General features: G+C 67.6%; 23 protein-coding genes. 12 read left to right on the top strand and 11 right to left on the bottom strand.

Annotated features, from left to right (window positions below):
* Positions 1–17: 17 nt before the first annotated feature.
* The 10 genes from radA to rpsF all read right to left on the bottom strand — a co-directional run bounded on the left by radA (position 18) and on the right by rpsF (position 9,432).
* On the bottom strand, positions 18–1,469 hold the full coding sequence (radA, locus tag J0J01_RS18295) for a DNA repair protein RadA (RefSeq protein WP_296383149.1): 1,452 nt from the start codon (positions 1,467–1,469) through the stop codon (positions 18–20).
* Between the two features lie 3 nt (positions 1,470–1,472).
* Positions 1,473–2,321, bottom strand: a complete 849-nt coding sequence (locus tag J0J01_RS18290; RefSeq protein ID WP_296383147.1) for a protein-L-isoaspartate(D-aspartate) O-methyltransferase — start codon at positions 2,319–2,321, stop codon at positions 1,473–1,475.
* A gap of 11 nt (positions 2,322–2,332) precedes the next feature.
* The gene (locus J0J01_RS18285) at positions 2,333–3,109 is read right to left on the bottom strand and encodes an ATP-binding cassette domain-containing protein (RefSeq protein ID WP_296383145.1); all 777 of its coding nucleotides are present in this window, start codon (positions 3,107–3,109) and stop codon (positions 2,333–2,335) included.
* Position 3,110: 1 nt separating this feature from the next.
* On the bottom strand, positions 3,111–3,890 hold the full coding sequence (locus J0J01_RS18280; protein WP_296383143.1) for an ABC transporter permease: 780 nt from the start codon (positions 3,888–3,890) through the stop codon (positions 3,111–3,113).
* Positions 3,887–5,044 carry an alanine racemase gene (gene alr / locus J0J01_RS18275; RefSeq protein WP_296383141.1) on the bottom strand — a complete coding sequence of 386 codons (1,158 nt, stop codon included), beginning with the start codon at positions 5,042–5,044 and terminating at the stop codon, positions 3,887–3,889. The genes J0J01_RS18280 and alr overlap by 4 nt, the downstream gene beginning before the upstream one ends.
* A 9-nt stretch (positions 5,045–5,053) precedes the next feature.
* The gene (locus tag J0J01_RS18270) at positions 5,054–6,577 is read right to left on the bottom strand and encodes a replicative DNA helicase (RefSeq protein WP_296383139.1); all 1,524 of its coding nucleotides are present in this window, start codon (positions 6,575–6,577) and stop codon (positions 5,054–5,056) included.
* Positions 6,578–6,682: 105 nt separating this feature from the next.
* A complete protein-coding gene (locus J0J01_RS18265) occupies positions 6,683–7,930 on the bottom strand; it encodes a cyclopropane-fatty-acyl-phospholipid synthase family protein (RefSeq protein ID WP_296383137.1) in 1,248 nt (415 codons plus the stop codon).
* 211 nt (positions 7,931–8,141) lie between these two features.
* Positions 8,142–8,720, bottom strand: a complete 579-nt coding sequence (rplI, locus tag J0J01_RS18260; protein ID WP_296383135.1) for a 50S ribosomal protein L9 — start codon at positions 8,718–8,720, stop codon at positions 8,142–8,144.
* Entirely contained in the window at positions 8,717–8,977 is a 261-nt protein-coding gene (rpsR, locus tag J0J01_RS18255; RefSeq protein WP_296383134.1) for a 30S ribosomal protein S18, read from the bottom strand. Before rpsR ends, rplI begins: the two co-directional genes overlap by 4 nt.
* A complete protein-coding gene (gene rpsF / locus J0J01_RS18250) occupies positions 8,974–9,432 on the bottom strand; it encodes a 30S ribosomal protein S6 (RefSeq protein WP_296383132.1) in 459 nt (152 codons plus the stop codon). Before rpsF ends, rpsR begins: the two co-directional genes overlap by 4 nt.
* A gap of 225 nt (positions 9,433–9,657) precedes the next feature.
* Between rpsF and fabD the strand changes: the two genes are divergently transcribed.
* The 10 genes from fabD (at position 9,658) to J0J01_RS18200 (ending at position 19,066) form a co-directional block, all read left to right on the top strand.
* Entirely contained in the window at positions 9,658–10,599 is a 942-nt protein-coding gene (fabD, locus tag J0J01_RS18245) for an ACP S-malonyltransferase (protein ID WP_296383129.1), read from the top strand.
* Positions 10,600–10,657: 58 nt separating this feature from the next.
* The gene (gene fabG / locus J0J01_RS18240) at positions 10,658–11,395 is read left to right on the top strand and encodes a 3-oxoacyl-[acyl-carrier-protein] reductase (protein ID WP_296383128.1); all 738 of its coding nucleotides are present in this window, start codon (positions 10,658–10,660) and stop codon (positions 11,393–11,395) included.
* 131 nt (positions 11,396–11,526) lie between these two features.
* Positions 11,527–11,766, top strand: a complete 240-nt coding sequence (locus J0J01_RS18235; RefSeq protein ID WP_296383124.1) for an acyl carrier protein — start codon at positions 11,527–11,529, stop codon at positions 11,764–11,766.
* Between the two features lie 33 nt (positions 11,767–11,799).
* Positions 11,800–13,056, top strand: coding sequence for a beta-ketoacyl-ACP synthase II (gene fabF, locus J0J01_RS18230; RefSeq protein ID WP_296383122.1), 1,257 nt, complete (start codon positions 11,800–11,802; stop codon positions 13,054–13,056).
* A gap of 14 nt (positions 13,057–13,070) precedes the next feature.
* A complete protein-coding gene (mltG, locus tag J0J01_RS18225; protein WP_296383120.1) occupies positions 13,071–14,111 on the top strand; it encodes an endolytic transglycosylase MltG in 1,041 nt (346 codons plus the stop codon).
* A gap of 2 nt (positions 14,112–14,113) precedes the next feature.
* Complete coding sequence (locus J0J01_RS18220; protein WP_296383118.1) at positions 14,114–14,815, top strand: molecular chaperone DnaJ; 702 nt, start codon at positions 14,114–14,116, stop codon at positions 14,813–14,815.
* A gap of 115 nt (positions 14,816–14,930) precedes the next feature.
* A complete protein-coding gene (gene galU, locus J0J01_RS18215) occupies positions 14,931–15,809 on the top strand; it encodes a UTP--glucose-1-phosphate uridylyltransferase GalU (RefSeq protein ID WP_296383116.1) in 879 nt (292 codons plus the stop codon).
* Positions 15,810–15,812: 3 nt separating this feature from the next.
* Positions 15,813–17,123 (top strand): UDP-glucose/GDP-mannose dehydrogenase family protein, encoded by a 1,311-nt coding sequence (locus tag J0J01_RS18210; protein WP_296383115.1) that lies wholly within the window; start codon positions 15,813–15,815, stop codon positions 17,121–17,123.
* 20 nt (positions 17,124–17,143) lie between these two features.
* Positions 17,144–18,544: a phosphoglucomutase/phosphomannomutase PgmG gene (gene pgmG / locus J0J01_RS18205; protein WP_296383113.1), complete on the top strand. Its 1,401-nt coding sequence runs from the start codon at positions 17,144–17,146 to the stop codon at positions 18,542–18,544.
* Between the two features lie 96 nt (positions 18,545–18,640).
* Positions 18,641–19,066: a gamma-glutamylcyclotransferase family protein gene (locus tag J0J01_RS18200; protein ID WP_296383111.1), complete on the top strand. Its 426-nt coding sequence runs from the start codon at positions 18,641–18,643 to the stop codon at positions 19,064–19,066.
* On the opposite strand, the gene J0J01_RS18195 is transcribed toward J0J01_RS18200, so the two are convergent.
* Positions 19,053–20,405 carry a D-alanyl-D-alanine carboxypeptidase gene (locus J0J01_RS18195; RefSeq protein WP_296383109.1) on the bottom strand — a complete coding sequence of 451 codons (1,353 nt, stop codon included), beginning with the start codon at positions 20,403–20,405 and terminating at the stop codon, positions 19,053–19,055. The genes J0J01_RS18200 and J0J01_RS18195 overlap by 14 nt on opposite strands.
* Before the next feature lie 161 nt (positions 20,406–20,566).
* Between J0J01_RS18195 and J0J01_RS18190 the strand changes: the two genes are divergently transcribed.
* Positions 20,567–21,292 carry a hypothetical protein gene (locus tag J0J01_RS18190; protein WP_296383107.1) on the top strand — a complete coding sequence of 242 codons (726 nt, stop codon included), beginning with the start codon at positions 20,567–20,569 and terminating at the stop codon, positions 21,290–21,292.
* A gap of 71 nt (positions 21,293–21,363) precedes the next feature.
* A complete protein-coding gene (gene clpS / locus J0J01_RS18185) occupies positions 21,364–21,789 on the top strand; it encodes an ATP-dependent Clp protease adapter ClpS (protein WP_296383105.1) in 426 nt (141 codons plus the stop codon).
* Positions 21,790–21,794 lie beyond the last annotated feature (5 nt).

Here is a 21,794-nt window from a genome sequence, read left to right as displayed (position 1 = left end):
GTGGTGCCCTTCGGGCGTTACTCGCGCCTTTGCCCCGGGCCTGCCTCGCGTCGCTTCTCGAGGGGCCGATCAGCCGGCTGGAAACGGGCCACAAGGTCGGCCAGATGCTCGATTTCGTCAACAATGATGCCCTCCGGCGGGCGCGGCGCAGGGCCGCTGCCGGAGCGCCCACGGGGCGCCAGCGCAGAGCGGAAGCCGAGCTTGGCGGCCTCGCGCAGCCGCGCCTCGCGTTGGCCGACCGGGCGGACCTCGCCGCCCAGGCCGATCTCGCCGAACACCGCCATGTCGGCTGGCACCGGCTCGTCGGCGAGCGAGGAGACCACGGCGGCGGCGACCGCCAGGTCCGCCGCCGGTTCACTGATGCGCAGGCCGCCCGCGACGTTGAGGTAGACGTCGTTGGCGCCGATGCTGACGCCGCAGCGGGCCTCGAGCACGGCCAGCACCATGGCGAGGCGATTGCTGTCCCAGCCGACCACCGCTCGGCGCGGCGTGCCGAGCGCCGAGGGGCTGACCAGCGCCTGGATTTCCACCAGCACCGGCCGCGTGCCCTCGATGCCGGCAAAGACGCAGGCACCCGAGACGTGGCCGCGCCGCTCGGCGAGGAACAGGGCCGACGGGTTGGCGACGTCGGAGAGGCCGCGATCGGACATCTCGAACACGCCGATCTCGTCGGTCGGGCCGAAGCGGTTCTTCACCGTCCGCAGGATGCGGAACTGGTGGCCGCGCTCGCCCTCGAAATAGAGGACGGTGTCGACCATGTGCTCGAGCACGCGGGGACCGGCGATCGCGCCGTCCTTGGTGACGTGGCCGACCAGCAGCACGGCGATGCCGCGGCGCTTGGCGAGCTCGACCAGCGCCTGCGCCGAGGCACGCACCTGGGTCACGGTGCCGGGCGTCGATTCGACCGTGTCGAGCCACATGGTCTGGATCGAATCGATCACCGCCACCCGCGGCGCGTCGGGCCGTTCGAGCGTCGCCACGATGTCGCGCACCGAGGTCGCCGCGGTGAGCTGCACCGGCGCGCCGCCCAGCCCGAGTCGCTCGGCGCGCAGGCGCACCTGGTCGATTGCCTCTTCGCCGGAGACGTAGGCGCAAGCGGTGTGCTGCTTGGCGAGCGCCGCTGCGACCTGCAGCAGCAGGGTCGACTTGCCGATGCCGGGATCGCCGCCGATCAGCAGCGCCGAGCCGACGACCAGCCCGCCGCCGCAGACGCGATCGAACTCGATGATGCCGCTTTTGTAGCGCGGCGGCTGCGGCGTCGAGCCGGTGAGGTCGGCGAACTCGAGCGTGCGGCCCCTATGGCGCCCTGGGCCGCCGCGGGCGAGGCCGCCGCCGCCGGCGGGACCGGGCGCGAGGCCAGCTTCCTCGGTGATGGTGTTCCATTCGCCGCAGCTCTCGCAGCGGCCGCTCCATTTCGAGGTGACGGCGCCACACGACTGGCAGACGAAGCGGTTGATTGCGCGTGCCATGGCTCAGCTCAGCTCGCGCTTGCTGAGGCACCAGCTTTCGCGATGAAGCCAGCACGTCTCATCCCGGTCGTGCGCTTCGCGCCGCAGACTGCGAACTGCCTGCTGCCCGACCGGGTCGCCGAGCGCGGCCGACAAGGCTGCTTCGTCATCGGGGTTGCGGGCGCCGGCACAGGGATAGAAGCCGACCCAGCCTGCCGATCGGGCCGCCAGGGCGTCGCCCCGGCGATCGACGCGCAGCATGAAGCCGCCCCGCAGCCCGAGGTTGCCGGCCGTCAGCGGCAGCAGCAGGTGTCCACCGTCGGCCAGGGCGTCGAGCCACCAGGCATGCGGCGCCGTTGCGCCGGCAAAGGCAACGATGAGGTCCCATTCGCCGGCAATCGGCTGGCCGGCGTCGCCCTCCCGAATGGCGGCGGCAGGCCACCCCTCGAGATTGCGCGTCGCCGCGGCGGCGAGCGGCGGATCGATCTCGATGCCGTCGACGCGGCCGGTCCGTCCGACCAACTCGGCAAGGATGGCTGTGTAATAGCCCGATCCGGTGCCGATCTGCAGGACGCGATCGCCGCCCTCGAGTCCGATGCGGTCGAAATGGCGCGCCCACAGGATCGGCTCACCGATATTGAGGCCACGCGTCTCGTCGAGCGCGATCAGGACGTTGTGGTACAGCCGGCGCGGATCGTCGTCGGGCGTCGACCAATAGCCGTCCATCAGATGCCGGATGCGCCAGGGTCCCGGACCGGCGAAACGCTCGCGCGGCACCGCGGCGAAGGCATCGACCACACGCTGATCGCCGAGATGGCCGATGACGCGCAGGTCCTCGGCAAACCAGCGACGGACCTGCTCGAGGTCCGGCATGCCGGCCAGGCTCACAGCCGCCGCACCTGCATCTGGATCGGGCCTTCGGCACGGCCGTGGATGAACTGCTCGACATGGGCGTTGCCGCAATGGTCGATCTCGCCGACCGCGCCCTGCCAGATCAGCTTGCCCTCGTACAGCATGGCGATGCGATGGCCGATCTTGCGCGCGGACGCCATGTCGTGGGTGATCGACACCGCGGTGGCGCCGAGGTCGCTGACGCACTTCACGATCAGCTCGTTGATCACGTCGGCCATGATCGGGTCGAGGCCGGTGGTCGGCTCGTCGAAGAAGATGATCTCGGGCTCGCGGGCGATCGCGCGGGCCAGCGCCACGCGCTTCTGCATGCCGCCCGACAGCTCCGACGGGAACAGCTCGGCGATGTCGGGGCCGAGGCCGACATTGCCGAGCTTGGCGATCGCGATCTCGCGCGCTTTCGTGGGCGCCATGCCGTCGCTCTGGATCGGGCCGAAGCCGACGTTCTGCCAGACGCGCAGCGAGTCGAAGAGCGCGCCGCCCTGGAACAGCATGCCGAACTTGCGCATGACGTGCTGGCGGTCGGAGTCGCTGAGGTTCGCGGTCTCCTCGCCGTCGATCTTGATCGACCCGGAATCGGGCTCCATCAGGCCGAGGATGCATTTCAGCAGCACCGACTTGCCGGTGCCCGAGCCGCCGATCACCACCACCGATTCGCCCGGCGCGACGTCGAGGTCGATGCCGCGCAGCACTTTTTTGTCACCGAACGACTTGGTGACACCCCGGAGCGAGATCTTCGGTACGGCGCTCATGTCAGCGGGCGAAGAAGGCTTCGGTGATGAAGTAATTGGCGGTCAGGATCAGGATCGAGGCCGACACCACCGCATTGGTGGTGGCGATGCCCACGCCCTGCGCGCCGCCCTTCGACGTGTAGCCGTGGTAGCAGCCCATCAGGGTGATCAGGAAGCCGAACACCGCGGCCTTCACCAGGCCCGAGAACACGTCCTGGAACTGCAGGAAGTCGATGGTGTTGCGCAGGTACGTGGCGTCGTTGAAGTCGAGCTTGTAGACGCCGACCAGGTAGCCGCCCAGCACGCCGATGATGTCGGCGACCAGCACCAGGATCGGCAGCGTGATGACGCCGGCGATCAGTCGCGGCGCCACCAGGTACTTGAACGGATCGGTCGACAGCGTCTTCAGCGCATCGATCTGCTCGGTGACCCGCATGGTGCCGATCTCGGCCGCCATGGCCGCGCCGACGCGGCCCGCGACCATCAGGCCCGCCAGCACCGGCCCGAGCTCGCGGGTCAGCGACACCACGACCACGTTGGGGATCGCCGATTCGGCCGAGAAGCGGGCGAAGCCGGTGTAGCTCTGCAGCGCCAGCACCATGCCGGTGAAGATCGCGGTCAGGCCGACCACCGGCAGCGAGTAGTAACCGATCTCCAGCATCTGCCGCAGGATCTGCGCCTTGTAGTAGGGCGGCTGCACGGTGCGCTGGAGGGCGCGGCCGGCAAAGGACGTGACGGCGCCAATCGTGGCCAGCAGCGCCAATGTCACGCGGCCGAGCAGGGTAACCAGAGGGATGCTCACGCGTGACGCTCCGAATCGACATAGACCCGCGCATAGCGGCGGCCGAGCGCGGTCATTACTTCATAGGCATTGGTGCGGGCATGCTCGGCCAGGTCGTCCGCCGTCAGGTGCGGGCCCAGCACCTCGACCAGCGCGCCGGGCTGGCTCTCGGCCTCGGGCACGTCGGTCACGTCGACCGTCACCAGGTCCATGGAGATGCGACCGATCACGGCGAGCTTGCGTCCGCCGAGATGCACATGGGTGCGGTTGATGAGGGTACGGAAGTAGCCGTCGGCATATCCAAGCGCGATCGTGGCCACGCGACTGGGCCGCGCTGACCGCCATGCGGCACCGTATCCAACGGTCTGGAGAGCGTCAATTCGACGGACCTGCAGGATGCGTGCGTGCAGGGTCACGGTCGTCAGCATCGGGTTGGGCCGGCCGGGCAGGGGGTTGATGCCGTACAGCGCCGCGCCCGGCCGCAGCATGTCGAAGTGGTAGTCGGGCCCGAGAAAGATGCCGGAGGAGTTGGCGAACGACGCCGGCGCGCCCGGCATGGTGCGGACGAAGCTGCGGAAGCGCGAGAGCTGCTCGCCGTTGATCGGGTTGTCGGGCTCCTCGGAGACCACGAGATGGCTCATCAGCAGGGCGAGCCTGAGGCCGCGCAGGCGGCCGCGGTCGGCGGCCAGCGCCTGCGCCTCCTCCGGGCTGAAGCCCAGGCGGTGCATGCCGGTGTCGACATGGATCACCGCGTCGAGCGGCCGGTTGTAGCGCTGCGCTGCCGCGCGCCAGGCATTGAGCTGGTTGAGATGGTTCAGGACGGGCGTCAGGCCGGCCTGGACGAAGTCGGGCTCGGTGCTGGGCAGCAGCCCGTTCAGGACGTAGATCGGATGGTCCGGCACGACCGCGCGCAACGCGAGGCCTTCGTCGATATGGGCGACGAAGAAGTGCCGGCAGCCCGCCGCCGCCAGGCGCGGCCCGACCAGCGCGGCGCCGGTGCCGTAGGCGTCGGCTTTGAGCACAGCGGCGCAGTCGACCGGCCGGCCGTCGGCACGGCCGGCATCGCGCAGGCCGCGCCAGTTGGCGGCGATCGCGCCAAGGTCGACCGTGAGAATCGCGCCGGCCCGGCGCGTCTGGGCCGCTTCGGACGCGGCCTGGTCGGCGGACGAGGACATCGCGCGATCTTACTCGAAAGCGGGGCCGGCGCCGTCGGCGGGCAGATTGCCGAACTTGGTGAACTGGCCCTCGAAGGCGAGCCGCACGATGCCGGTCGGGCCGTGGCGCTGCTTGGCGATGATGACCTCGGCCTTGCCGTAGTTCTGCTCGCAGCGCTGCTTCCAGTCGTCGACACGCTGGTTGAAGTGCTCGTTGGATTCGTTGTCGCGCCGCTTCGGCTCCTCGCGCATCAGGTAGTAGTCGTCGCGGTAGATGAACATCACCACGTCGGCATCCTGCTCGATCGAGCCCGATTCACGCAGGTCGGCGAGCAGCGGCCGCTTGTCCTCGCGCTGCTCGACGGCGCGGCTGAGCTGGGACAAGGCGACCACCGGCACGTCGAGCTCCTTGGCCAGCGTCTTGAGGCCGCGGGTGATCTCCGAGACTTCCTGCACGCGGTTCTCCTGCCGCGTCTTGCCCGAGGGGGCGAGGAGCTGGAGGTAGTCGACGATGATCAGGCCGAGCCCGTGCGTGCGCTTGAGGCGCCGCGCGCGGGTACGCAGGCCGGCGATGGAGAGCGCCGGGGTGTCGTCGATGAAGAAGTTGAGATGCTCGAGCTCGCGGCTGATGTTCAGCACGCGGTCGAAGTCGGCGCTGATCAGCTCGCCCTTTCGGATCTTCTCCGAGGGCAGCTCGGCCTGCTCCGACAGCATGCGGGTGGCGAGCTGCTCGGCCGACATTTCCAGCGAGAAGAAGCCGACCACGGCGCCGTCGACCACCTTGGGAGCGCCGTCGACGATCTCCTCGCGATAGGTCTTGGCGGCGTGGAAGGCGATGTTGGTGGCAAGCGCGCTCTTTCCCATGGCGGGGCGGGCAGCCAGGATGATCAGGTCCGACCTGTGCAGGCCGCCGAGAAGCTGGTCGAGCTGGAACAGGCCGGTCGCCACGCCGTTGAGCTGGCCGGCCCGGCCGTAGGCCGCTTCGGCGGCGACCATGGCCTCGGTCAGCGAGGTGCGGAAGGACTTGAAGCCGCCCTCGGCCTGACCGGTGGAGGCGAGGTCGTAGAGCTTCTTTTCCGCCGTCTCGATCTGTTGCAGCGCCGTCTCCTCGACGTCGCCGGAGAAGGCGCCGTTGACCACGCCCTCGCCGAGATCGATCAACTGGCGGCGCAGGTAGAGGTCATGGACCGCGCGGCCGAAGGCGCCGGCATCGATGACATGCACCGACGCCGAGGCGAGCTGCGCGAGATAGGCGGGGCCGCCGACCGCCTTCATGTCCTCGTCGTTCTCAACGTAGGTCTTGAGCGTGACGGCGCTCACCACCTGGCCGCGCTCGATCAGGCGCGTCAGCGAATCGAACAGCTTGCCGTGCAGCGGATCGGCGAAGTGCTCGGGGCGCAGGAATTCGGCGACGCGCTGATAGGCGGCGTTGTTCACCAGAATCGCGCCGAGCAAAGCCTGCTCGGCCTCGAAATTGTGTGGCGGTTCGCGCAGCCGGACGTCTTCGGCGCCGGGCAGACGCGTGACGTTCGACGTTTCCTTGAGGGGCTCCATGTGAGCCTTCTTACGAGCGTGAGGGGACGGCCACCATGTCAAATGAGTGACCCTCGATCAACACGCCGGCTGATCGCGTGGACAGCGGGGAAAACTTCCGCGCTCCTATTCCGCAGCCATCGAGCGGGCACGCGCGACGGCGACGCCGCGTTCGGCATCGACGATGTAGTCGCGCGTCAGCGGCACCGCGTCCTGGCGGCGCGCGATCTGGATCTGGAAGACCATCTGGTTCATGTACCGGAAGGCGACCTCGCAGCCGGCGAGATAGAATTCCCACATCCGGCAGAAACGGTCGTCGTAGCCCGCGAGCTGCTTGATCCGCTCCTTGTTGGCGAGGAAGCGATGGCGCCAGTGGCGCAGCGTCTCGGCATAGTGCAGCCGCAGGATCTCGATGTCGGTCACCCACAGCCCGACCTTCTCGATCGCCGCCAGCACCTCGGACAGGGCCGGGGTGTAGCCGCCGGGGAAGATGTACTTCTTGATCCAGGTGTTGGTGGCGCCCGGCGGCTCCATGCGGCCGATCGCGTGCAGCAGCATGACGCCGTCGTCCTTCAACAGGTCCTTCGCCTTGCGGAAGAACTCGACATAGTGGGTGACGCCGACATGCTCGAACATGCCGACCGAGACGATACGGTCGTAGCGGTCGGGCTCCTGGCGGTAGTCGAGCAGCTTGAAGCGGACATGGTCGGCCAGCCCGGTCTCCAGCGCGCGCCGGCTCGACACCGCGAGCTGTTCCTTGGACAGCGTGACGCCGGTGACGTCGACACCGTATTCCTTGCCGAGGAACAGGCCGAGCCCGCCCCAGCCCGAGCCGATGTCGAGCACCTTCTGGCCGGGCTGCAGCAGCATCTTCGAGGCGACGTGGCGCTTCTTGTCGAGCTGCGCCTGCTCCAGCGATTCCTCGCCGGTCTTGAAGTAGGCGCAGGAATACTGCCGGTCGCGGTCGAGGAAGAAGTCGTAGAGCTGGTCCTTGAGGTCGTAGTGATGCGCCACGTTCTGCTGGGCGCGGCCGATCGGATTGTACTGCTCGATGGTCCGGACCATGCGCTGCCAGGCATAGGACCAGCTGACGAACGGGGTCGCTTCAAGGGCGGTCATGTTGCGGCCGAGCAAGTCGACCAGATCGTAGATGTCGCCGCCGTCCTCGACGGTCAGCGTGCCATCCATGTAGGCCTCGCCGAAGGCGAGCCGGGGGCGAAGCAGCAGGCGCAGACCGGTCCAGCGGTCGTGTATCCGCATGGTCACCGAGGGGCCCGGCTTCGCGCCCGCAATCCGGTGCGCCCCGCCGGTCGAATCGATGATGGTCAGTTGGCCTTCCCCCAGTACCCGGGAAAGAACCTTGGCTAGGAGCATCCGTCGTACCTCACGGGCCGGTGAGGGGAACCTCCACCGGCAATGCCACTTTCTCGCCTTAAATGTTAATCCGATTGGCGATTTCAACGCAAAGGGCGGGACGAAAGACACGATGAAATATTCTTCGGACCCCAAAAATAAAATGCCCGCCGTTGCGGGCAGCAACGGCGGGCGTCGTTTCGTGGGTCGAGTGGAGGGATTCGACCGCGGTTTACTTCTCTTCCGGCGTGGCCCCGGCCTCGGCCGGAGCGGCCTCACCCTCGCCTTCGGCGGCGGGCTTGGCCTCGAACAGGGCAGCAGCCTGCTCGGCGGCGCGCTGGGCGGCCTCGGCGGCCTCCTGCGCGGCGCGTTCGGTCTCGGCGACCAGCTTGCCGCCCTTGGCCAGGAACTCGGCCTCGTCCGGCGAGCGGGCGACCAGCGCGGTGATCTCGACCGTGACCTCCGGATGGAGGTGGACCTTGATCCGGTGCGAGCCCAGCGCCTTGATCGGCTTGTCGAGCTCGACCTGGCTGCGCTCGAGCTTGACGCCCTCGGCATTGGCCGCGTCGGCGATGTCGCGCGAGGTTACCGAACCGTAGAGCTGCAGGGCCTCGGAGGCCTGGCGGATGAGGGTGACCTTGAGGTCCTTCATCTTCTCGCCGACCTGCTCCGCCTCGCTGCGGCGCTCGAGGTTCTGAGCCTCCAGCACCTTACGCTGCGATTCGAAGTAGGTGATGTTGTCCTTGGTGGCGCGCAGCGCCTTCTTCTGCGGCAGCAGGTAGTTGCGGGCGAAGCCGGGCTTCACCTTCACCACATCTCCCATCTGGCCGAGCTTCGGCACGCGACGTAGGGCAGGAGCGCCAGGAAGCGGGCGCGCTTGATCGCCTGGGCGAGCTCGCGCTGCTTCTTGGACGACACCGCGGAGATGCGGCTCGGCACGATCTTGCCGCGCTCCGAGATGAAGCGCTGCAGGAGGCGCACGTCCTTGTAGTCGATCTTCGGCGCATTGGCGCCGGAGAACGGGCAGGACTTGCGGCGGCGGGTGAAGGGACGACGTTGCGCGCTCATTCTTCTTCTCCCATGCCGGTGGGGCTGGCGGCGGCTTCCTCACCGAAGCGCGGACGCTCACGGCGCGGGCGCTCGCCCCAGCCGCCGCGGTCGCCTCGGTCACCGCGATCGCCCGGCCGGTCGGCCTTGTCGGCGCCGCGCTGCATGACGGCCGACGGACCCTCTTCGAGGGCGTCCACGCGCACGGTCAGGTAACGGATGATGTCTTCGTTGATCGACATGGTGCGCTCGAGCTCCTTCACGGCGGCCGGCGGCGCATCGATGTTCATCAGGGTGTAGTGACCCTTGCGGTTCTTCTTGATCCGGAAGGTGAGGGAGCGGAGGCCCCAGTATTCCTTCTTCTGGACGGTACCGCCCTGGGCGGTGACCAGTTCGGCGAACTGGTTGGTCAGGGTCTCCACCTGCGTCGCCGGCACGTCCTGGCGCGCGATGAAGACGTTCTCGTACAATGCCATCGAGGCTCCTTATGGCTGTTAGCGACCCGGAGTTCGAAAACCGGCCGGATCTAGCCGGCCCCAACCTCGGGAGAGGAACGGACCGGCAAGGAGACGGGGCCGATTTAGGCCCCGAAGAGCGGCGGTTATATACGCAAATCCCCCGAAAGCAAGCCATTCCGGGCAGGGGGCAGGCTGGGGTATAGGGACCGCCAATTCAGGGCAAGAACCGGGAGAAAGCGCCCCATGAGCCGTGCATTCGTCTTTCCGGGACAGGGATCCCAGGCCGTCGGCATGGGCGCCGACCTGGCCGGCGCGTTCGCCACTGCCCGCGACGTCTTCCAGGAGGTCGACGAGGCGCTGAAGCAGAATCTGTCGAAATTGATGCGCGAAGGGCCCGAATCGGACCTGGTCCTGACCGAGAACGCCCAGCCGGCATTGATGGCGGTCAGCGTCGCCGTGGTGCGGATCCTCGCGAAGGACGGCGGCAAGCCGCTGACCGCGCTGGCCAGCCATGTCGCCGGCCATTCGCTGGGCGAGTATTCGGCGCTGGCGGCGGCGGGGTCGCTGCCGCTGGCCGACGCGGCGCGGCTGCTCAAGCTGCGCGGCCAGTCGATGCAGAAGGCGGTGCCGGTCGGCGTCGGTGCGATGGCGGCGCTGCTCGGCATCGAGCTCGAGCCCGCGCAGGAGGCGTGCAAGGAGGCCGCCCAGGGCGAGGTCGTGGCGGTCGCCAACGACAATGGCGGCGGCCAGGTGGTGGTCAGCGGCCACAAGGCCGCGGTCGAACGGGCCATCGAGGCGGCCAAGCCGCGCGGCTCCAAGCGCGGCATGCTGCTGCCGGTGAGCGCGCCCTTCCATTGCCCGCTGATGCAGCCCGCCGCCGACGCCATGCAGGAGGCGCTGGAGAAGGTCACCCTGTCGACGCCCTCGGTGCCGCTGGTGGCCAACGTGCTGGCCGCGGAGGTCACCAACCCGGCCGACATCAAGCAGCGGCTGGTCGAGCAGGTCACCGCCATGGTGCGCTGGCGCGAGAGCGTGCAGTACATGAAGACGCAGGGCGTCCTCACGCTCGTCGAGTGCGGCACCGGCAAGGTGCTGTCCGGCCTGGTCAAGCGCATCGACCGCGAGATGACCGGCCTAGCGCTCAACACGCCGGCCGATATCGAAGCCTTCTTGAAGACGAGTTGAGCTTTCGCTCCCCTTCGCGGACTCCGCGAAGGGGAGGAAGGACCATGAGGAGACACGGATGTTCGATCTCACCGGCAAGACGGCGCTGGTCACCGGCGCCTCGGGCGGCATCGGCGGCGCGATCGCCCGCGCCCTCCACAAGCAGGGCGCCGCGGTCACGCTCTCGGGCACCCGCGCCGACGCGCTGGAGCAGCTCAAGGCCGGGCTCGGCGAGCGGACGCATGTGGTCACCGCCAAGATGGACGATCCGACCGACATCGACCGCCTCGCCAAGGAGGCCGAGGCGGCGATGGGCAAGATCGACATCCTGGTGAACAACGCCGGCATCACGCGCGACAATCTGTCGATGCGCATGAAGGACGAGGACTGGGAGAAGGTGCTGCAAGTCAACCTCACCGGCACCTTCCGCCTGACGCGAGCGGCAATGCGCGGGATGATGCGGCGTCGCCACGGCCGAGTGATCAACATCACCTCGGTCGTCGGCGTCACGGGCAACCCCGGCCAGGCCAACTACGCCGCGGCCAAGGCGGGCCTGATCGGCATGTCCAAGTCGCTGGCCCAGGAACTGGCGTCGCGCGCCATCACCGTGAACTGCATCGCGCCGGGTTTCATCGCCACGCCGATGACCGACGTGCTGACCGACGAGCAGAAGAAGGGAATCCTCGGCCGGGTGCCGGCCGATCGGCTGGGCACGCCCGACGAGATCGCGGCCGGCGCGGTTTACCTCGCCAGCGACGAGGCCGCGTACGTGACCGGCCAGACCCTGCATATCAATGGCGGCATGGCGATGATTTAGGGGAGAAGGCCCACAAGTGCCTGATTTCGTGGGCTTTCCGCCGCTGGTTTTGGCCGGACGGCTATGTTAGAGACCCCGAAATCGCCAACCCCTCCGGCGAAACGACTTTGAGAGACGGGAAGGACAAGAGAATGAGCGATATTGCCGAGCGCGTGAAGAAGATCGTCGTCGAGCACCTCGGCGTCGAGGCCGCCCAGGTCAAGGAAGACGCCAAGTTCATCGATGACCTCGGCGCGGACTCTCTCGACACCGTCGAGCTGGTCATGGCCTTCGAGGAAGAGTTCTCGATCGAGATTCCGGACGACGCGGCCGAGAAGATCCAGACCGTCGGCGACGCCATCAACTTCATCAACAGCAACTCCAAATCCTAGGTCCCTTCCGTTCAACGTGAAGGCAGACTGACGATGCGACGAGTCGTCGTTACGGGCATGGGCATGGTGACGCCGTTGGGTGACGGCGTCGACACCAACTGGCGCAGGCTGATGGCAGCCGAGTCCGGCATCCGCGCGATCCAGGCGTTCGACACCGCCGATCTCGCGACCAAGATCGCGGGCGAGGTCCCCCAGGGCGACAAGGAGAGCGGCCTGTTCAATGCCGACCTCTACATGCTGCCCAAGGACCAGCGGAAGGTCGACAAGTTCATCGTCTTCGCCATGGCCGCGGCCAAGCAGGCGGTCGAGGATTCGGGCTGGAAGCCGCAGGACGAGGAAGGCCTCGCGCGCACCGGCGTGATGATCGGCGCCGGCATTGGCGGGCTGAGCACCATCTACGAGACGTCGCTGGTGCTGAAGGAGCGCGGACCCCGCCGGGTCAGCCCGTTCTTCATCCCGTCGGCGCTGATCAACCTGGCCTCGGGCCAGGTTTCGATCGAATACGGCTTCAAGGGGCCGAACCACTCGGTGGTCACCGCCTGCGCGACCGGCGCGCATGCGATCGGCGACGCGGCGCGGTTGATCCAGCTCGAGGACGCCGACGTCATGGTGGCGGGCGGCGCCGAGGCCGCGATCTGCCGCATCGGCATCGCGGGCTTCAACGCCTGCAAGGCTCTCTCGACCGACTTCAACGACACGCCGACCCAGGCCTCGCGGCCGTGGGACAAGCGGCGCGACGGCTTCGTCATGGGCGAGGGCGCAGGCGTCGTGGTGCTCGAGGAGTACGAGCACGCCAAGAAGCGCGGCGCCAAGATCTACGCCGAGATCCTGGGCTACGGCCTGTCGGGCGACGCCTACCACATCACCGCGCCGTCGGAAGACGGCAACGGCGCGATGCGCGCCATGAAGTCGGCGCTGAAGCGCGCCAGTCTCGGCACCGACCAGATCGACTACGTCAACGCCCACGGCACCTCGACGATGGCGGACGTGATCGAGCTGGGCGCGGTCAAGAAGACCTTCGGCGCCGATGCCTACAAGCTGTCGATGTCGTCGACCAAGTCGGCCACCGGCCATCTGCTGGGCGCCGCTGGCGCGATCGAGGCGATCTACTCGATCAAGTCGGTGCTCGAGCAGGCGGTGCCGCCGACGCTCAACCTCGACGAGCCCGACGCCGGCTGCGACATCGACCTGGTGGCCAAGCAAGCCAAGCAGCGCAAGGTGCGCTTTGCGCTCAGCAACTCCTTTGGCTTCGGCGGCACCAACGCCTGTCTGATCGTCGGCCCCGCCTGACCCGGGGCTGAGGCATGCTCAGCTTTTTCCGTTGGGTCCTTGTCTGGATCGCATTGCTCGTCACCGTGATGGGTGGCGGGCTGCTGCTCGGCCACCAGATGCTGGTGGCGAGCGGGCCGCTCGAGAAGACCAGGACCGTGCTGATCCCGCGCGGCGCCGGCCCGGCCACCATGGCCAGGATCCTGACGGGCGAGGGCGTGATCTCCCATCCGCAGCTGTTCCGGGTCGCGCTGATGGTCGATCCCAATCCCAAGCCGATCAAGGCCGGCGAGTACGAGGTGCCGCCGCACATCTCGATGTCGGCGCTGGTCGACCTGCTGCAGTCGGGCAAGGTGGTGCAGCGGCGCCTGACCATCCCCGAGGGCGCCACCACCGCCGAGATCGTCGAGCTGGTGCGCAAGACCGACGCGCTGAGCGGCGAGATCACTCTCGACCTCAAGGAGGGCGACCTCCTGCCCGAGACCTACTTCTACTCGCGCGACGACACCCGCGACGGCGTGCTGTCGCGCATGAAGGAGGCGATGGAGAAGACACTCGACGAGGCGTGGCGCAAGCGCACCGCCGGGCTGCCCTATGCCAGCAAGCGCGACGCGCTGATCATGGCCTCGATCATCGAGAAGGAAACCGCGATCGCCGCCGAGCGGCCCCGGGTCGCCGCGGTCTACGTCAACCGCCTGCGGCTCAAGATGAAGCTCGAATCCGATCCGACCACGATCTACGGCGTGACCGGCGGCAGGGGCATGCAGGGCAAGGAGCTGACGCGCGCCGACCTGCAGTCGAGCTCGCCCTACAATACCTACGTCGTGGCCGGCATACCGCCCGGGCCGATCTGCAATCCCGGCCGAGCCGCGATCCTGGCGGCCCTCTCGCCGACGTCGCGCGACCGCTCGCTGTACTTCGTCGCCGACGGGCAGGGCGGGCACGCCTTCGCCGCCAACGTCTACGAGCACAATCGCAACGTGGCGCGCTGGAAGGAAATCCAGAAGCAGAAGCAAGAACAGGCGTCGCAGCCGCCGCAACCCAACGCGCCGGCGCCCCCACCCGCCAAGCCATAGCCATGCCGGCGGTGCTCCTGGCGCTGGCGGTGCTTGCGGTCCTGGGGATCGGCCTCTTCTGGTTCATGCGGGCGAACCCTTCCAGCGTCGCGCGGACGCTGCGGCCGCTCCTCGTGGGGCTGGCCGTCATCGGCGTCGGCGGCCTGCTGATCTTCGGCATGCGCCTGCTGCCGGAGCTTCTGCCGGTGCTGCTGCCGATTGCAGGCTTCGCAGCGATCGCGCTGCTCAGGCGCTGGCTCAACCGGCAGCCGAGTGGCGACTTCAACCAACCCGGCGGCCAGCGTACGCATGTGAACACGGCCTTCATCTATGCCTGGCTCGAGCACGGCACCGGCGATATCGGCGGCCGGGTGCTGCAGGGCCGCTTCGCCGGCCGCAGCCTGGAGACGATGACCGAGGGCGAACTGCGCGACCTCTACGGCGACTGCGCGTCGGACTCCGATTCGCTGAAGGTGCTGGAGTCCTACCTCGATCGCCGGCTGGGTGCGGACTGGCGACAGGCATCGCCACCGCCCCGCGGTCCGCACACAGATATGACACGGCAGGAGGCGCTGGCCACCTTGGGGCTGCAAGAAGGTGCGACGGATGAGGAAATCCGCGCCGCGCACCGACGTCTCATTGTCCGGATGCATCCCGATGCCGGCGGAACGGCGGAACTGGCGGCGCTCATCAACCGCGCCAAGGACGTCCTGCTTGGTTTATGAGATGGGGGGTATGACTTGCCGGCTCCAGCCGGGCGTGGCATGAACCGCCGCCGTGACGCGGTCAAAGCGTTGATTTACCTGTCAAATATTGTTGCCGAAGAAGAGGTCGACCGACATGGCCCAGCGCGTCCGTAAAGCCGTCCTGCCGGTCGCGGGTCTTGGTACCCGTTTCCTGCCGGCGACCAAGGCGATGGCCAAGGAGATGCTGACCGTCGTCGATCGGCCGCTGATCCAGTACGCGGTCGAGGAGTGCCTCGCCGCCGGCATCGAGGAATTCGTCTTCGTCACCGGCCGCAACAAGGGCGCGATCGAGGATCACTTCGACCACGCCTACGAGCTCGAGACGACGCTGGCGCAGCGCGGCAACAAGCGGGTCGAGCTGAAGCAGGCCGAGCAGGCGACGATCAAGCCCGGCAACGCGATCTTCACCCGCCAGCAGAAGCCGCTCGGCCTCGGCCACGCGGTGTGGTGCGCGCGCCACTGGATCGGCCGCGAGCCGTTCGCCGTGCTGCTGCCGGACGAGCTGATGGTGAGCTCGCCGACCTGCACCGCCCAGCTCGTGGCGGCGCACGAGAAGACCGGCGGCAACGTCGTCGCGGTGATGAACGTGCCGCGCGAGCAGACCAAGAGCTACGGCATCGTCGCCATCAAGACGGAGAAGGACGGACTCGCCGAGATGACCGGCATCGTCGAGAAGCCGAAGCCCGACGAGGCACCCTCGACCCTGGCCTGGATCGGTCGCAGCATCCTGATGCCCGAGGTGTTCGACCATCTCGACAGGCACGAGGTCGGCGCCGGCGGCGAGATCCAGCTCACCGAGGCGATGGCCAAGCTGATCGGCACCCAGCCGTTCCATGCCATGCGCTACACCGGCGGGCGCTATGATTGCGGCAACCGGCTGGGCTTCCTCGAGGCGAACGTCGCCGTCGCGCTCGGCCGCAAGGACACGGCGTCGGAGACGCGGGCGCTGCTCGAGCGCCTGCTGAAAGGCTAAGCGATGCGCATCGCCATAATCGGGTCGGGCTATGTCGGGCTGGTGTCCGGCGCCTGCTTCGCCCAGTTCGGCCACGACGTGGTTTGCATCGACAAGGATCCCTCCAAGATCGAGCGCCTGAAGAAGGGCGAGATCCCGATCTACGAGCCCGGCCTCGACAAGCTGGTGACCGACAACGTCAAGGCGGGGCGGCTCGAGTTCACCACCGAGCTCGCGGTCGGCGAAGCCGACGCGGTGTTCATCGCGGTCGGCACGCCGACCCGGCGCGGCGACGGCCATGCCGACCTGACCTACGTCTATGCCGCCGCCGCCGAGCTCGCCGGGGCGCTCCGCGGCTACACCGTGGTGGTCACCAAGTCGACCGTGCCGGTCGGCACCGGCCGCGAGGTCGCGCGCATCATCCGCGAGAGCCAGCCGAGCGCTGAGTTCGACGTCGCCTCGAATCCCGAGTTCCTGCGCGAGGGCGCGGCGATCGAGGACTTCATGAAGCCCGACCGCGTGGTGATCGGCGTCGAGAGCCAGCGTGCCCGCGACGTGATGGCCGCGGTCTATCGGCCGCTCAACCTGATCCAGACGCCGATGGTGTTCACCAACATCGAGACTGCCGAGGTCACCAAGTACGCCGGCAACGCCTTCCTCGCGACCAAGATCACCTTCATCAACGAGATCGCCGACCTGTGCGAGAAGGTCGGCGCCGACGTCCACGACGTGGCGCGCGGCATCGGCCTGGACGGCCGCATCGGCCGCAAGTTCCTGCATCCCGGCCCGGGCTTCGGCGGCTCGTGCTTCCCCAAGGACACGCTGGCGCTGGCCTACACCGCGCGCGAGGTCAATGCGCCGCAGACCATCGTCGAGCAGGTCATCGAGGTGAACAACGCCCGCAAGAAGCGGATGGCGCGCAAGGTCATCGACTTCTGCGGCGGCACGGTCGCCGGCCTCAACGTCGGCGTGCTGGGGCTCACCTTCAAGCCCAACACCGACGACATGCGCGATGCGCCCTCGCTCGACATCGTGCCGGCGCTCCAGGCGGCGGGCGCCAACATCGTCGCCTTCGATCCCGAGGGCATGGGCGAGGCGGGCAAGCTCCTGAAGAACATCACCTTCGCCAAGACCGCCTACGAGGCGGCGTTCGAGGCGGACGTGCTGGTCGTGATCACGGAGTGGCATGAGTTCCGCGGGCTCGATCCGCGGCGTATCAAGCAGGTCATGCGCCAGCCCCGCATCGTCGACCTGCGCAATATCTTCAATCCGGAAGAGATGCGCGGTCTCGGCTTCACCTACGAAGGCGTCGGCCGGCCCCGGCCGCGCCCCTGACAGTCATTGCGGAGCGATTGATGAGCAAGACGGCCCACAAGTTCGATTCCTCCATCCTGCGCGAGTACGACATCCGAGGCGTCGTCGGGAAGACGCTGCACGTCGCCGATGCGGGTGCCATCGGCCGCGCCTTCGGCACGATGGTCAAACGCAAGGGCGGCAAGCGCGTGGCGCTGGGCTATGACGGCCGTCTCAGCTCGCCCGAGCTCGCCAAGGCCTGCGTCGAGGGGCTGAACGCGGCCGGCATCGACGTCATCGAGATCGGGCTGGCGGCCACGCCGATGCTCTATTTCGCGGTCTGGCACCTCGATGCCGACGGCGGCATCCAGATCACCGGGTCGCACAATCCGCCCGACTTCAACGGCTTCAAGATGATGATGGGCAAGAAGTCGTTCTTCGGTGCCGACATCCAGAAGCTGGGCGAGATCGCCGGCAAGGGCGACTTCGAGGAGGGTCAGGGCAAGGTCGAGAAGCGCCCGGTGCTCGACGACTATGCCGCCCGCCTGCTCAAGGACGTGAAGCCCGGCCGCAAGCTCAAGGTCGCCTGGGATACCGGCAACGGCGCCGTCGGCGTGTCGATCCGCGCCGTGGTCGGCAAGCTTGCCGGTACCCACTACATCCTGAACGAGAAGGTCGACGGCACTTTCCCGGCGCACCATCCGGATCCCACGGTGCCGGAGAACCTCAAGGAGCTGCAGGCCAAGGTGAAGAAGGAGGGCTGCGACCTCGGCATCGCCTTCGACGGCGACGGCGACCGCATCGGCGCGATCGACGGCAAGGGCCGCATCCTGTGGGGCGACCAGCTCATGATCCTGTGGGCGCGCGACGTGCTGAAGGCCCACCCGGGCGCCACCATCATCGGCGACGTCAAGGCGAGCCAGGCGCTGTTCGACGAGATCCAGCAGGCCGGCGGCACGCCGCTGATGTGGAAGACCGGCCATTCGCTGATCAAGACCAAGATGGCCGAGCTCAAGGCACCGCTCGCCGGCGAGATGAGCGGCCATGTCTTCTTCGCCGATACCTTCTACGGCTTCGACGACGCTCTCTATTGCGGGCTGCGCCTGCTGAACATCGTGGCCGGCGGCAAGGAGAGCCTCGCCAGCATGCGCGACAAGCTTCCGCAGCTGATCAACACGCCGGAGCTGCGCTTCGACTGCCCGGACGACCACAAGTTCAAGGTCGTCGACGAGGTCAAGGCGCGGCTCAAGAAGGCCGGCGCCAAGCTGAACGACATCGACGGCGTACGCGTGAACACGCCGGACGGCTGGTGGCTGCTGCGGGCCTCCAACACCCAGCCGGTGCTGGTCGCACGCTGCGAGAGCCACAACGAGGATGGTCTCGAGCGCCTGAAGGCCGACCTCAAGGCCGCCCTGTCGGCCAGCGGCGTCGAGCTGCCGGACGAGCCGAGCGCGCACCACTAAGGGTTCATGTCTCCTGGACCGCGGGCCTCCAGGCCCGCCTCATGAGTCATGAGCGGGCCTGGAGACCCGCGGTCCGTATGATATGAGAAGCACGTTATGCGCTTCTTCTTCTACGGCACGCTGCTCGACCACGACGTCATCAGCCTGGTGCTGGGCCGACGGCTACCGCCGCAGGCCTACACGCCGGCGGCCCTGCCGGGCCATGCGCGCCGGCGGGTCAAGGGCGCGAGCTATCCGATCGTGGTGCGCGATCCCAAGGACGAGGTGAGGGGCGCCATCGTCGGCGGCCTCAGCATCCGCGACGTCGAGCGCCTCGCGCGCTACGAGGGGCCGCGCTACCGCATCGCGCCGCTCAAGGTGCGGATCGACGGGGCGATGACCACGGTGTCGGTGTTCGCGCCGCTGGAGGAACGGTTCCAGCCGACCAGCGGCGCATGGGATCTCGCCGCCTGGCAGCGACGCTACAAGCGGGCGTTCCTCGCCCGCGTCAAGCCGGCCCTCAGCGCGATCAGCGCGCGGTGATCTGCAGCGCCGAGCAGTGGATTTTGCGCGCGCTCAGCTTCTTGCAGCCGTCGACCGCTTCCTGCTGCGAGAGGTTGGTCAGGCGCGCGCGATGCAGTGTCTTGTCCGGAAGCTGGACCTCGTCGATCGTCACGGCACCGTGACCGCGGGTTGCTTCCGGCAGCGCGCCGGTCGCCCGCTCCAGCGCTGCCTGCGCGGCCCGTGAATCGCTGAACGATCCGACCTGGATCACCCAGCTGCCGGCGATGGTCGCCGGGGCGGTGCTGGCATGCACCACGGCGGAAGGCTCGGACTTGGTGAAGCCCGCGAGGCTGCGGCCGTCGAGCGGGCCGATGCCCGGCACGAAGTTGGCGGCGGTGTAGCGCGCCGAGGCCGGCACGCGCGCGCTCGTCCAGGGCTGGATCGACTGCGCCTGGGCCGCCTGGAAGCCCTGATCCATCAGGTCGGCCATCAGCCGGTCGCGCTGGAAGGCGGTGTTGCCGCCCATCACCACGCCGATCAGGCGGCGGTTGTCGCGCACCGCCGACATCACGAGGTTGAAGCCCGAGGCGTTGGTGTAGCCGGTCTTGAGGCCGTCGGCGCCGGCGTAGCTCGCCAGCATGCGGTTATGGTTCTCGAGCGAGCGGCCGCGATAGTTGTACGAGAGGACCGAGAAGACCGGATAGTAATGCGGGAAATCGCGCAGCAGGGCGTTGGCGAGCCGGGCCATGTCGCGCGCGGTGGTGACCTGCTCGGGGTTGGGCAGGCCCGAGGCGTTGCGATACACGGTCGAGGACATGCCGAGCTGGCGCGCCTTGTTGGTCATCTGCGCGGCGAAGGCTTCCTCGCTGCCGCCCAGCGTTTCGGCCAGCAGCACCGCGGCGTCGTTGGCCGAGCGGGTCACCAGGCCCATCACCGCATCGCGCACCAGCACCGTGCCGTTGGGTTGCATGCCCATCTTGGTCGGCGGTGCATTCAGAGCGCTCATCGACACCGGCAGCGCGTCGCCGAGCGACAGCTTGCCCGAATCGAGCGCCGAGAAGGTGAGGTAGAGCGTCATCAGCTTGGTGAGCGATGCCGGATGCCGCAGCTCGTCGGGCTGGTCGGAGCCGAGTTCCCGGCCGCTCGCCGCATCGACGATCAGGTAGGCGTCCTTGGCGTTGACGTTGGGATTGGGCACCCAGGGCGACGGCGTTCGCACCGCCTTGCTGAGCGCATGCCCTTTGCCGCTCGGCGTCGGGCGGGCCTTCGCCGAGTTCGGCTGGGCCTGGACGCTGCCTTGAACCAGCAGAGTCGCAACGAGAGTGCAGATGGCAAGCCCGTGAAGACCTGCCACAAAGCGCCTGAGGGAGGGGGTCATCTCAAAAACGCCACAGGGTGAAAGTCTAATTATTCTTGCCCACACAAGAGGTTATGGGCGATTTCTTGAAGAATACAAAAGTTGTGGGATTAATGCAACTTTCGGAGGGCCGCCATGCTGCCCCATTGGTTCGAAAACTGCATGGCAAAGAGGGTCCGACCATGAAGAAGCTGATGGCTGCGGCTTTAGGGCTCACTGTCGCGATCGCTTCGACGACCGCCTGGGCGCAGCGCGCCGAGCGCAACGTCGATCCGCCGGTCGTGCGCAGTCTGAACTGGTTCGGCTATGTCGGCGGCGACGACATCCGCGCCGCCTGCCGGCCTGGCGAGCGCAGCCGTGTCAGGCTGGTCTATAATGCGCTCTGGGAGGAGCAGGTCCGGACTTACGAGCTGTTCCTGCAGCCTGACGGCACGGCCGGGCTGAACATGGGCGTGCTGGTCGATCAGAGTGCGTCGACCACCGTCTCCAGCATCTTCATCGGCTCGCTCGGCGATGCGACCGCGCCTTGGCGCATGCGAAAAGGGCAGCGCCTGCTGCCGGCGCCGGAGACCGCGGATCTCATGGGGTTGTTGCAGGCGAGCGCGGCCTTCGGCCCGCCACGCGATGGCCTTCGTCTGCCCGACAACGACTTCTGGTGGACCGTCGCGTCCTGCCGCAACGGCGTCTGGGGCTTTCAAGCCTATCATTATCCCACTGACCGTTTCGCGACTGTACGCTTTGCGGAGAAACTGTTTGCCCTCGACAACGTTGGCATAGCGGTGAACCGCCCGCGCAACCTGGAGCCCGCCGAACTGCGGCGCGATCCGATCAACTTGCGTCCGGGACGCGGAGACAGGGCGGACCGCTGGACGCTGGTTGTGGGAAAGGATGGCTTGCGGCCGAGGTAGCGGTATGGCGGAAAGGCTTGGCATCCCTATATAATTCGTAGATCGGTTCGACAGAGGTCAAGACGAGCGAGATGATTTCTTCCGGTTCCGCAGACGACTGGCGCCTTCTCGGCGACCGGCTCGGTGGCCCGAATGAGCCGCCGGGTGGTCCGCCGAAGCCGCCGTCGCGCCGGGACGATGGAAGCAGTAACGACGAAGGCGAAGGGCGTTCGGGGGCGCTGACGCTCACCCGGACACGGACCAAGAAGCCGTCGATGTACAAGGTGTTAATGCTGAACGACGACTACACGCCGATGGAGTTCGTCGTCGACGTCCTGCAGCACATCTTCCAGAAGACCCGCGAAGAAGCGACCAAGATCATGCTGCATGTCCATCAAAAGGGCGTCGGCGTGTGCGGGGTCTATACCTACGAAGTGGCCGAGACCAAGGTCACCCAGACTGTCGATTACGCGCGCAAGAACCAGCATCCGCTGCAGTGCACGCTCGAGAAAGAGTAGTCAGC

Origin of the sequence: Reyranella sp. (assembly GCF_017305915.1) — a bacterium.
Lineage (GTDB): Bacteria > Pseudomonadota > Alphaproteobacteria > Reyranellales > Reyranellaceae > Reyranella.
Note: the sequence above shows the minus strand (reverse complement) of the source record. Positions and strands in the feature narration are given on the sequence as shown.

Coding starts and splice junctions, on each gene's coding strand:
- radA (WP_296383149.1), bottom strand. CDS start 1,469: ATGGCACGCGCAATCAACCGCTTCGTCTGCCAGTCGTGTGGCGCCGTC.
- J0J01_RS18290 (WP_296383147.1), bottom strand. CDS start 2,321: ATGCCGGACCTCGAGCAGGTCCGTCGCTGGTTTGCCGAGGACCTGCGC.
- J0J01_RS18285 (WP_296383145.1), bottom strand. CDS start 3,109: ATGAGCGCCGTACCGAAGATCTCGCTCCGGGGTGTCACCAAGTCGTTC.
- alr (WP_296383141.1), bottom strand. CDS start 5,044: ATGTCCTCGTCCGCCGACCAGGCCGCGTCCGAAGCGGCCCAGACGCGC.
- J0J01_RS18270 (WP_296383139.1), bottom strand. CDS start 6,577: ATGGAGCCCCTCAAGGAAACGTCGAACGTCACGCGTCTGCCCGGCGCC.
- J0J01_RS18265 (WP_296383137.1), bottom strand. CDS start 7,930: ATGCTCCTAGCCAAGGTTCTTTCCCGGGTACTGGGGGAAGGCCAACTG.
- rpsR (WP_296383134.1), bottom strand. CDS start 8,977: ATGAGCGCGCAACGTCGTCCCTTCACCCGCCGCCGCAAGTCCTGCCCG.
- rpsF (WP_296383132.1), bottom strand. CDS start 9,432: ATGGCATTGTACGAGAACGTCTTCATCGCGCGCCAGGACGTGCCGGCG.
- fabD (WP_296383129.1), top strand. CDS start 9,658: ATGAGCCGTGCATTCGTCTTTCCGGGACAGGGATCCCAGGCCGTCGGC.
- fabG (WP_296383128.1), top strand. CDS start 10,658: ATGTTCGATCTCACCGGCAAGACGGCGCTGGTCACCGGCGCCTCGGGC.
- J0J01_RS18235 (WP_296383124.1), top strand. CDS start 11,527: ATGAGCGATATTGCCGAGCGCGTGAAGAAGATCGTCGTCGAGCACCTC.
- fabF (WP_296383122.1), top strand. CDS start 11,800: ATGCGACGAGTCGTCGTTACGGGCATGGGCATGGTGACGCCGTTGGGT.
- mltG (WP_296383120.1), top strand. CDS start 13,071: ATGCTCAGCTTTTTCCGTTGGGTCCTTGTCTGGATCGCATTGCTCGTC.
- J0J01_RS18220 (WP_296383118.1), top strand. CDS start 14,114: ATGCCGGCGGTGCTCCTGGCGCTGGCGGTGCTTGCGGTCCTGGGGATC.
- galU (WP_296383116.1), top strand. CDS start 14,931: ATGGCCCAGCGCGTCCGTAAAGCCGTCCTGCCGGTCGCGGGTCTTGGT.
- J0J01_RS18210 (WP_296383115.1), top strand. CDS start 15,813: ATGCGCATCGCCATAATCGGGTCGGGCTATGTCGGGCTGGTGTCCGGC.
- pgmG (WP_296383113.1), top strand. CDS start 17,144: ATGAGCAAGACGGCCCACAAGTTCGATTCCTCCATCCTGCGCGAGTAC.
- J0J01_RS18200 (WP_296383111.1), top strand. CDS start 18,641: ATGCGCTTCTTCTTCTACGGCACGCTGCTCGACCACGACGTCATCAGC.
- J0J01_RS18195 (WP_296383109.1), bottom strand. CDS start 20,405: ATGACCCCCTCCCTCAGGCGCTTTGTGGCAGGTCTTCACGGGCTTGCC.
- J0J01_RS18190 (WP_296383107.1), top strand. CDS start 20,567: ATGAAGAAGCTGATGGCTGCGGCTTTAGGGCTCACTGTCGCGATCGCT.
- clpS (WP_296383105.1), top strand. CDS start 21,364: ATGATTTCTTCCGGTTCCGCAGACGACTGGCGCCTTCTCGGCGACCGG.